At 66.4% G+C, this 354-nt stretch carries 1 pseudogene; it reads right to left on the reverse strand.

The window, feature by feature from the left end:
* Positions 1 to 354 (reverse strand): annotated as a pseudogene (locus NQJ30_RS18925) (pyruvate dehydrogenase (acetyl-transferring), homodimeric type); the annotation flags it as partial.

The raw sequence follows: 354 nt of genomic DNA on the forward strand, positions 1-354 counted from the left end.
CCGCGGAAGAAGTGGTTGAACCCGACCTCGTACAGGGTCGCGGCCCCGGCGTAGGTGGAGATGTGGCCGCCGACGCCGATGCTGGCCTTCTGCGCCCGGTGCACCATGATCGCGGCGTTCCAGCGCATGTAGGCCCGGTAGCGGCGTTCGTATTCCTCGTTGCCGGGGAACGGTGCTTCCTGGTCCACCGGGATGGTGTTCACGTAGTCCGTGGTGGTCACCATCGGCACGCCCACGCTCTGCGCGCCGGCACGCTGCAGCAGGCTCCGCATGATGTATTGGGCACGCTCGGTGCCCTGTTCCCTGATCAGCGCGTCCAGGGACTCAACCCATTCGGCGGTCTCTTCCGGATCA

The organism is Pseudarthrobacter sulfonivorans (assembly GCF_024391045.1).
Lineage (GTDB): Bacteria > Actinomycetota > Actinomycetes > Actinomycetales > Micrococcaceae > Arthrobacter > Arthrobacter sulfonivorans_B.